Genomic DNA, 9,194 nt, shown 5'->3' on the forward strand with positions numbered 1-9,194 from the left:
CATGGACGTTGACTACGAGCGCGTTGTTGGCGGCGGCTTGGACCAAGCAACGATCGACGCGATGAAGGAGGGTGACGCTGAGCGGGCCGGTGCCTTGAAGACGGCAGCGGCAGCGCTGAGCGAGGACTTCCGCGCGGCCGGCACGGACCCGGCTTCGATTGAGGAAGCATTCACCATCGTTCGCCAGAGCGCGGATAGCTTCACTCCGCCGTCGCCCGAACAGATCGAAGCCGGCTTTACCGCCAGTATGTCCGAACTGACAGCCTCGGGCGTGACTGAGGCTGACCTTGGAGTTGCCAGGCAGTTCATCAGGGATCTTGAGTTGATCAGTCCCGGTGTCGTCGCGAGCCTTGAAAGTCACGGTGCCGGCAATGATCCTCGCCTTGTTCGAGCCGCGATAAAGGAAGCCAAGAGGCGCGGCTACAAATGACATCGTGCCCTTGCTGCAAGGCCGCTGTGGCCGTGCCCGAGTTGGACGATCTCCTTGCCTCAAAGGGGATCAGGGGCATTCAAGCCGCGCTCTTGGTGGCGGTCTGGAAAGGCAAGGGACTGCCCGTCAACACCGAAAGACTGTTTGACGCCATGTACGCCGATGATCCTGACGGCGGGCCGTCTCCCACGCGCATGTATCTCGCTCTTGGGCGCGCGGTCAGGGCTCTCAACACACAGCTGAGTGATATCGGGATTTCCGTTCTCAGGTTTGGCCGCAACGGCGGCTATCGCCTCGCACTTCACCCCTAGAAACACGCTCCAAAGGAGATCGACCCTTGCCCACAATCGCGGACTACAATGCTTGGAAGGCCAAGCAAGAACAGAACAACGCTGGCGCAGCCCAGATCGTACTAGGTTCGCAAGACGAACAGCCCGATCAGGCGGCGGGCGACATGCATCTTGCGAACGAGTTCGGCAAGGTGACGGGCAACCCTGTTCCGCCGCTGCCGATGGTGCGGGAATATCGCAACGTCTTTCAGCAAAAGATCGAGGAGAGCAAGAACGCAACGATCCTGTCTCAGTCGCCCAAGCTGGCGGACTGGCTGCGCAATCCTGACAACGCGACCGTTGCCAAGGACGATCTTGCCAATCTGTCGTGGTGGGAGCGGCTTGGAAAGAACATCGTAGAAGTGCCTAAGGGCATTCCGGGCGGCGCTGTCTCGGGCGCTGGCATGGCGCTGGAAGGCACGGGGCAGTTGTTGACGCCGGCAAACCCGGCACCGCGCAACGCTCTCGCCAGTGCGATCAGCCAAGCGCAAAACATGAAGCCGGATGAAATCGCCGCTATCCGCAACAGGATCGCGACGCAAGGCGACATCAACCCTCAATTCGCGCAATCGATCCTTTCCGACGTGATCAGCGGCGACATGACGCCGGCCGATGCAATCGAAGCTCTGGGGCCAATGTTCGCGCCTGCGCTCAAGGTCGCGTCGGAAGCGCTACAGAGTGGCGGCGAGAAAACCCAGGAGTTCGGCCAATCGATCCTGCCCGCCGCGCCCGGCATGGAAAACAGCCTGGGGAGGCAAGTAGGCGGAGGGCTGGGATCGCTGCTGACTGTCATCGGCGTCGGCATGCTTACTGGCGGCTACGGAGCGGCGGCATACGGCGGCGCTCTTGGTGCTGGCGAGGCGGCGACTAACGCCCGGCAGGCTGGGGCGGACGAGGATACTCAGACGATCGCAGCGCTCTACGGCATCCTTCCGGGCATGACGGACGCAATCCCGGTCGAGCGGCTTCTGTCGTCCCCGGTCAAGGCCGGCATCGCATCGTTTCTGCGGTCGGTTGGTCTCCAGGCGTCGGCTGAAGGCGGGCAAGAGGCTGTTCAGCAAATCATGCAGAACGCAATTGCCCAGAACCTCTATGCGCCAGACAAGAGTGTTTTCGATCAGGTCATTGACAACTTCACCTCTGGCGGCATCGTCGGCGCGCTGGTCGAGGCCGGCAAGGCGGCATTCGAGGCGGCGCTACCGGGCCGCTTCCATCGCATGCGTTCGGCGGTTGAGAAAGCACCGGAGACGCAACAGAAGCTCGCGGATATCAGCGCCAACGCCCAGGCATCGGCGCTGCGCAATCGCTCGCCCGACACGTTCCGCCAGTTTGTCGAGGCCGCGACGGCGAACGGGCCGGTGGAAAATGTCTATATCCCGGCCGATCAGTTCACGACCTATTTCCAGGGGATCGGCGTCGATCCTCATGAGCTTGTCGATCAGCTTGACGGCGTGTCGCGTGAAGACCTGGACGTTGCCCTTGCGGCGCGCGGCGATCTGAAAATCCCGACCGCAACCTATGCCGCCAAGATGGCCGGTTCCGAGCACGATGCTTTCCTTATGGAAAACATGCGGTTCGATCCCAACGAGTTTACGGCGGTCGAGGCGAAGCAATTCAACGAACGGGTGCAAGACGCGCTCGATGAAGCCTGGGCGGCGGCGGAAGACGCGCGCATGCATGAGGAGGCCACGCGGTCACATGAACAGGTGATCTATGACACGATGGTCTCCAGGCTGCGCGAGGCCGGCCGGTCGACCGATGTAGCGACGAATGAGGCCACGCTTTACCCGGCTTTCTACCGGGTGATGGCGGAGCGCGCCGGCCGCACGCTGGAAGACTTCATGAAGGCTTATCCGCTGCCCCAGGTGCGCGGCGAGCTTCCGACCGGGATACAGTTCCGCGACGTTGACGCGTTGAATAGGACGCTCGCGGAAGCCCGCGCCCAACGTTCTGCCGGTCTGGTCGACAAGGGGCCTTCGCTCCTGGAGTTCATTTCCGACTATGGCGGGATCAACGATGTCGGCGGCGATATCCGGGCCATGGATGCCGCCACGATCAAGCGCAAGGGCAAGAAGACGCTCAAGATCGCGCGCGGCGCTCTGGCCGGCGTGCGCGACATGTTCGCCACGGCGGACGGCAAAAAGCACGGGCTCGATGATGTCGCCCAGGCGGCGATTGACGCCGGCTATCTGGCGAACGATCCGGTCGCGACCGAATACCGCAACGCGGTGCGGGAAGGCCGGGAAGTGCCGAACATCGGCAAAGCGCTGCTCGATGCGATCGGCCGTGAAATGCGCGGCGAAGCGGATCACGCCGTTCCTGTCGACGCAGCTGCGGCCGATCACGCCGCCCAGCTTGATCAGATTGAGGCGTATCTGAACGGCCTCGGCGTCTCGCTCGATGACAGCGACGCGAAAATCCGTGAGGCGATCGAGGCCGATCAGGCAGAGCCCGGCAAGCAGTATGGGCAATCGGGCGATGTGCGCGGCAATCGCGGCGCGATCCAGTTCCCAGGCGGCGGCGTCGGCAATGGTGATACGATCGTTCGCCTGTTTGAAGGCGCGGACCTGTCGACCTTCCTGCACGAAAGCGGGCACTACTTCCTGACCGTGCTGCGCGATCTGGCCGACAAGGGCGAGGAGCACGCGGCAGGCGACATGGAACGCGTCAAGGCGTGGTGGGGCGAGAATGCCGCCGCCGTGGCGAAAGATGGCGCGCGCGTCATGCCCGATGTCGCGGTGACGGCCGAAGACGTGAACGCGGTCCTCGCCAACGGCACGACCGGCGACCTGATGAAAGACGCCGCCGTTGATGTCGGCATGCAAGAGCAGTGGGCGAGGGGCTTCGAAAGCTACCTGATGGAAGGCAAAGCGCCTTCGATCGAACTCCGCGGTGCTTTCGAGAAGTTCCGCGCGTGGCTGATCTCGGTCTATCGCCGGCTGGCCGGTCTCAACGTCAACGTCTCGGACGATCTGCGCGAGGTGTTAGACCGCATGATTGCCTCGGACGATGAGATCGCCAAGGCCAAGCAGGAGGCCGGCGATCGTGGGCCGGTCTTCGCCACGGCTGAGGAAATGGGCCTGACGCCCGGCGAGTTCGCGTCGCTGCTCAAGCTGCGCGATCAGGCGGAGGATGACGCCAAGGCGCGGCTGTTGCGTGAGGCTATGGCTCCGGTGAAGCGAGCGCAAGAGAAGTGGTTTAAGGAGGAGCGCGCCAAGGTTCGAGAGGAGGTTGAGCGGGACGTAAATGCCTATCGCTACTATCGCGCCCTGGAGTGGATGGGCAATCGCCGTTGGCTGGGCGAGGGCGGCAAGCCAGAAGGCGTTCCCGAGATGCGCCTATCCAGGCAAATTCTTGTCGAACGCTATGGTGAGGGTGTGCTGCAAAAACTCCCGCGCGGTATGCAAACGATCTACACGGTTGACGGCGGCTTTGACCCCGACGAGGCGGCAGGCTGGTTTGGCTTCGGCAGTGGCGACGAGTTAATCCAGGCGCTCGAGAAGGCTCCGTCGCGCAAGGAAGCGATCGAGGCCGAAACGGATAAGGTCATGCGTGAGCGGCACGGCGACGTGCTGAATGACGGCTCTATCGAGGCTGAGGCGATCAACGCGATCCACAGTGACAAGCGCGCGCAATGGATCGCGGCCGAACTGAACGCCGTGATCGAGGTCGCGGGGACCGGCGTCGGCATGACGGCAAAGGACGCGCGCGCGACGGCGCGGCTCACCATGGCGCGCATGAGGGTCCGCGACGCGACCAACGCGAGCCGGTTCCTCGCGGCAGAACGCAAGGCCGGCGAAGAGGCGGCGCGCCTGGGCGCAATGCTGGCGCGGGAAAAGGTTTGGCTCGATGCGGCACGTCGCCGCATTGAGACCAAGGCGCGCGCCGCGTCCAAGGGCAAGGCGTCGTCGGATGCCGTCGCGGCGGCGATCGAGGCGCACAATGCGAAGTTCGAAACGACGCAATCGACATTCACCGTTGCCGATCGGCAGGCTGTCAGCAAGTCGGGCAACGCCTATACGATCAAGGGCGGCGAGCGCACGACGACATCGCTCGGCTATAACGATCTGGTCGCGAAGCTGATCGATACCAAGCGCGCGCAACTCTACAATCACGCGCTTTACATGGAAGCGAAGGCGGTCGGCGCTGAGGTCGAGAAGGGCGAAAACTACGTCGCCAAGCTCGGCAAGAAGGCGATGCGCGAACGGATCGCGGGCGCTGGCCGGCGCGAGAATGCCCGGATCGATTACCTGGGCGCGATCGATGAAATCCTTGACCGCTACGATTTCCGCAAGCTGAGCGCCGCCGCTGAGGACCGGCGCGGCGCGCTGAACAATTTCGTCGCGGCGATGACGGCCATGGGGCGCGAAAACGAGCTTGCCATTCCCGACGCCGTTTTGAAGGACGCCGCGCGCCGGCCCTACAAGACCTTGCCGGTCGAGGAGTTGCGCGGCGTGCTCGATAGCTTGAAGAACCTGGAGCATCTGGCGACGCGCTGGAACAAGCTGATCGATGCGCAAAAGCAGCGGGAGTTGGATGCGGTCAAGACCGACATTGTTGCGGCCTTCGACAAGAACATGAAGAAGCGCCCGCCCGCTCGCGTGCGTACCAAGGGCGAGAGCTTGCGCCATGGCGTGCGCCAGTTCTTTGACCTGGTGCTGAACGCCGGTACGATCCTGCGCGAGATCGACGGTTTTGAGGATCAGGGCGCGGCGTACCGCAACATCAAGACGCCGATCGATGAAGCCCAGAACCGGCTTATCGTGCGGAAGGAAAAGGCCGCGGTCGATCTGGAAAAGCTCTATTCCGTCTACACCAAGGAGGAACGCCGCCGCATGGCGGTTCGCGAGTTCATCCCGGAACTTGGCTATTCGCTTTCGAAGTGGGAGCGGATCGCGGTCGCGCTCAACCTGGGCAACGACGGCAACCGCTCGCGGCTCACTGATACCAGCGTTCGGGGATCCTTTACGGAGCCCCAGATTGCCGCCGTGCTCCAGGCGCTCGACGCGCGCGACGCCGATTTCGTGCAATCGGTCTGGGATTATGTCGGATCGTTCAAGGACGATATCGCGGCGCGCGAGCGGCGAGCGACGGGCGTCGAACCGCAATGGGTCGAGGCGTCGCCGGTCGAGATCGGCGGCAAGACGTTGAAGGGCGGCTATTACCCGCTCAAATATGATCCTCGCTTGTCGTCTTTGGCGCGCGACGACGCCGCCCAGGACATCGCCGCCTCGATCCAGGCCGGCCGCTTCGGCAAGGCCCAGACGCGGCAAGGCCACCTCAAGGAACGCGCGCAGTCCTCGGGCCGCGATGTCGAGCTTGATATGTCGGTGCTGCACCGTCACGTCAATCAGGTGATCTATGACCTGGAGCTTAGCGAGCCGGTGTCGAATGCATGGCGCATTCTCCAGAGCGAGGACGTGCGCGGCGCTTTCATGGACGCCGGCAAGCAAGCGGATTTCGACGCGCTGGAAATCTGGCTGAAGGATGTCGCGGAAGGCGAGGTGAAGTCGGCCGATCTGGTCGGCCGCTCGGCTCGCCTGCTGAAATCTAACTTCACCGCCGCCAAGCTGGCGTTCAACCTGTCGACGGTTGCCCTCCAGGTAGTGGGCCTGTCTCAGTCGATGGTCGTTGTCGGCAAGAAGGATATGGCCGTAGGCATCATGCAAGCGGCCAAGAACCCGATCAGCGCCGCCCGCGACATCGCGGCCAAGTCGCCGTTCATGGCGTCCAGGCAAACCACGTTCAACAAGGATATTTTCGACTTCTACAATGATCCCAAGATAGGCCCGGCCGCGACGCGCTGGGGCGAGATCAAGTCGGAAATCCTTGGGCCTATGGCGTTCTGGCTGATGACCAAAACGCAATGGTATCTCGCCGACGTTCCCACATGGCTTGCCGGCTATCGGCAGGGCTTGCGGAAGTACGGCAACGATGAAGCGAAGGCGATTGCGCATGCTGACGATCTGGTGAAGCGCGCCCAGGCGTCGGGCCTGTTCGCCGATCGCTCGGCGGTCGAGCGCGGATCGGTTTCGCGCACCGCGCGCCAGAATGACGTTGTGAGGCTGTTCACGGCGCTCGGCTCGTACATGTTCGCCAAATTCAACGTCGCCTATGAGCGGACGGGCAAGGCCAAGCGTTTAATCGGTGAGGAGGGTCTTTCCGGCCGGTCGGCGGCTGAGGCGCTTTCGTGGACCGTGGACATGGCTTTCCTGTTCACCCTGGAGGCGGTGATAGGCGCGGCGATCAAGGGTCAGTTGCCCACGGGCGGCGACGGCGAGGACGATGAGGGCTGGCTTGCCTTCCTCGCCAAGCAGACCGGCTTTTCCGTCATGGCGACGATCCCAGGCGTGCGCGATATCGCCAGCCCGCTCCAGGGCTTCGACGGCGGCGGCTCATATGGTGCGATCACGAAAGAGATCGCAACGCCGATGGTGGAGATCGCGAAGTTCCTCGAAACGGGCGTGGTGCGAAAGCAGTTCGTCAAGTCGGTCATCAATGCGACGGGCCTGGCTACGGGCTTGCCGGCGACGCAAATCAACCGTGCCGTTGATGCCGGGTGGAGGAGCGCGCACGGCGTGGACGTTTCGCCGTTTGAATACGCGCTGGGGCGATTACACTGATAGGGGGTGAGCCCGCTAAGAATGGTTCCTTGGCGGGCTCGGCTCCCTGCGGCGCACCCCAGCGCCTCCGCCATTCTCCGGTATGAATGCTACGCCGGCATCCTCAAGCGCCATCTGAACCGCATTCACCGTAGCTATTACACTCCGCTCTGTGCCGCGCGTCTCCATAAGCTTTATTGTCGGCGCGGACACCCCAGACTTTTCCGCAAGGGTGTCCCTGGTCCAGTCGAGCAGTGCCCTGGCGGCGCGCATCTGTTCTGCATTGATCATTCTCGCGTTCCTCTCAGGGATATCTAAAAAAGATAATATGATATCCAAAATGGCTTGACAACCGCCTTTTGTTGGTTGACCATTGCGGATAACAGATTATCTAAAAAAGATATTCATACACGAACCAGCCAAAGGGACACGACCATGCAAGACATTCTCGCTTCCGCCTTCGATGCTGCCGTTGCCTTCGCGCGCTCCTGGAACTATGCACTACCGGAAAGCATGACCGTCGAAGCCGAACTAGCTGCGGTTGACGCCATAAGCGCCAGCGCCAATCAACTGGCCGAGGCCATCCTTGCCGGTTCCAGTGACCGAGCGGCGCGCGCCAAAGCAGAGGCGTGGCTAGACGGATCGCTTGAAGGTTTGGACCGGAACTTCGGCAAGGTCCGAGCGGTTGCCAATCTCAGCCTTGGAGCGCTGAACTGAACATGAGAACCGACTTTCTGCTTATGGCGCAGTACGATGGCGCGGCGGTCATTCCGGTTGAGAAGGTCTGCCGCGATTATTTCAGCCACCTCACGCCGCAGCAATTCATGCGGAAGGTCAACAGCGGCGACATTGATCTGACTGTGGTCAGGATCGAACCGAGCCAGAAGGCGGCGACAGGGGTCCACCTCGATGACCTCGCCGCCTGGATCGACAAGAGGCGCGAGGCCGCGAAGAAAGAGAACGACCAGCTGCATGGGCGCAGATAGCAGCGGAGCCCAGCGACGCGGCAAGGGTGGACTTTAGGGTGGACTGATGATCATGGCGATTAGCCAAGTGGTTGATTTTAATGCGTTTTCTGAATTGAACTGGTGCCGCTTGCGTGACTCGAACACGCGACCCCATCATTACGAATGATGTGCTCTACCAACTGAGCTAAAGCGGCCCGGGAAGCGTGAGGCTTCCAGAATGGGCTGCGTGATAGACTCAACCGCTCGCTAATTCAAGATGGGCAGCGGCGAATTCCGGCCTCTTTGCCGGCAATTCCCATCTACGGTTACCGCGCAACGGCAGCGGCCGCGGCGCGCGGTGGCGTCCAAGCCGGCTGCTCCACGGCTGCATCGCCCGGAGCGTTCGTGACGAAAAATGTTGATTCTCCAGCAAAAAACCCCGAAATGGCATTGGATACGCCGGCAAGGCAGCCGCTCGCCCGTTGATCGATTGGCCGCCTGCGGCTAACGATCAGGGAACTGTGAGCGAACGCGCAGAGGGAGCTCGCTTGGACCCCATCGAGAAAGCTATCCGCAATGCCTTCGAGAAAGGCAATGCCGAAGACCGGGCGTTCCGAGAGAAGGTCTATCGATCGGCCTTTGCCGCGCTGGACCGCGTCCTCCAGGCCAATCCGAACATCACGGTCGAGGCCGCCATCGGCCGTCGCAAGGCGGTGCAGGCCAAGATCACCGAGATCGAATCCGAGTTCCTGCCGGCCGTCCCCGATGTGACGCTGCCGCCGGAAAATGTCGTGCCGGCCGGCAATGGCGCGCCGGCGCCCCGCGTCGAGGCGCCGGCCGTTTCGGCCGCGCCTTCGGTCGACGCGCCGCTGCCGCCGTCGCAATC

6 protein-coding genes, 1 tRNA gene and 1 pseudogene are annotated in these 9,194 nt (G+C 62.4%); 6 read left to right on the forward strand and 2 right to left on the reverse strand.

Annotated elements, in window-relative coordinates; translation table 11 throughout:
- From EOA23_RS35835 to EOA23_RS27865, 3 genes are all read left to right on the forward strand, one after another.
- Positions 1 to 430, forward strand: a 430-nt coding sequence (locus EOA23_RS35835; RefSeq protein WP_189341733.1) for a hypothetical protein, incomplete at its 5' end; no start/stop codon positions are given.
- Between the two features lie 41 nt (positions 431 to 471).
- Positions 472 to 741, forward strand: a complete 270-nt coding sequence (locus EOA23_RS27860; RefSeq protein ID WP_127306510.1) for a hypothetical protein — start codon at positions 472 to 474, stop codon at positions 739 to 741.
- Between the two features lie 26 nt (positions 742 to 767).
- On the forward strand, positions 768 to 7,382 hold the full coding sequence (locus EOA23_RS27865) for a hypothetical protein (RefSeq protein ID WP_127306511.1): 6,615 nt from the start codon (positions 768 to 770) through the stop codon (positions 7,380 to 7,382).
- 15 nt (positions 7,383 to 7,397) lie between these two features.
- Here EOA23_RS27865 and EOA23_RS36630 read toward each other — a convergent pair whose 3' ends face one another.
- On the reverse strand, positions 7,398 to 7,652 hold the full coding sequence (locus EOA23_RS36630; protein ID WP_127306512.1) for a helix-turn-helix domain-containing protein: 255 nt from the start codon (positions 7,650 to 7,652) through the stop codon (positions 7,398 to 7,400).
- Positions 7,653 to 7,796: 144 nt separating this feature from the next.
- Here EOA23_RS36630 and EOA23_RS27875 point away from each other — a divergent pair, with 144 nt between their 5' ends.
- Together EOA23_RS27875 and EOA23_RS27880 are read left to right on the forward strand one after the other, a co-directional pair.
- The gene (locus EOA23_RS27875; protein ID WP_127306513.1) at positions 7,797 to 8,078 is read left to right on the forward strand and encodes a hypothetical protein; all 282 of its coding nucleotides are present in this window, start codon (positions 7,797 to 7,799) and stop codon (positions 8,076 to 8,078) included.
- Between the two features lie 2 nt (positions 8,079 to 8,080).
- Entirely contained in the window at positions 8,081 to 8,347 is a 267-nt protein-coding gene (locus EOA23_RS27880) for a pyocin activator PrtN family protein (protein ID WP_127306514.1), read from the forward strand.
- Between the two features lie 100 nt (positions 8,348 to 8,447).
- On the opposite strand, the gene EOA23_RS27885 is transcribed toward EOA23_RS27880, so the two are convergent.
- A tRNA-Thr gene (locus tag EOA23_RS27885) sits at positions 8,448 to 8,523 on the reverse strand.
- A gap of 333 nt (positions 8,524 to 8,856) precedes the next feature.
- Between EOA23_RS27885 and EOA23_RS27890 the strand changes: the two are divergent.
- Positions 8,857 to 9,194, forward strand: a pseudogene (locus EOA23_RS27890) (hypothetical protein); the annotation flags it as partial.

The sequence above is a fragment of the Mesorhizobium sp. M2A.F.Ca.ET.042.01.1.1 genome, from assembly GCF_003997405.1.
In the GTDB taxonomy this organism is placed as follows: Bacteria; Pseudomonadota; Alphaproteobacteria; order Rhizobiales; family Rhizobiaceae; genus Mesorhizobium.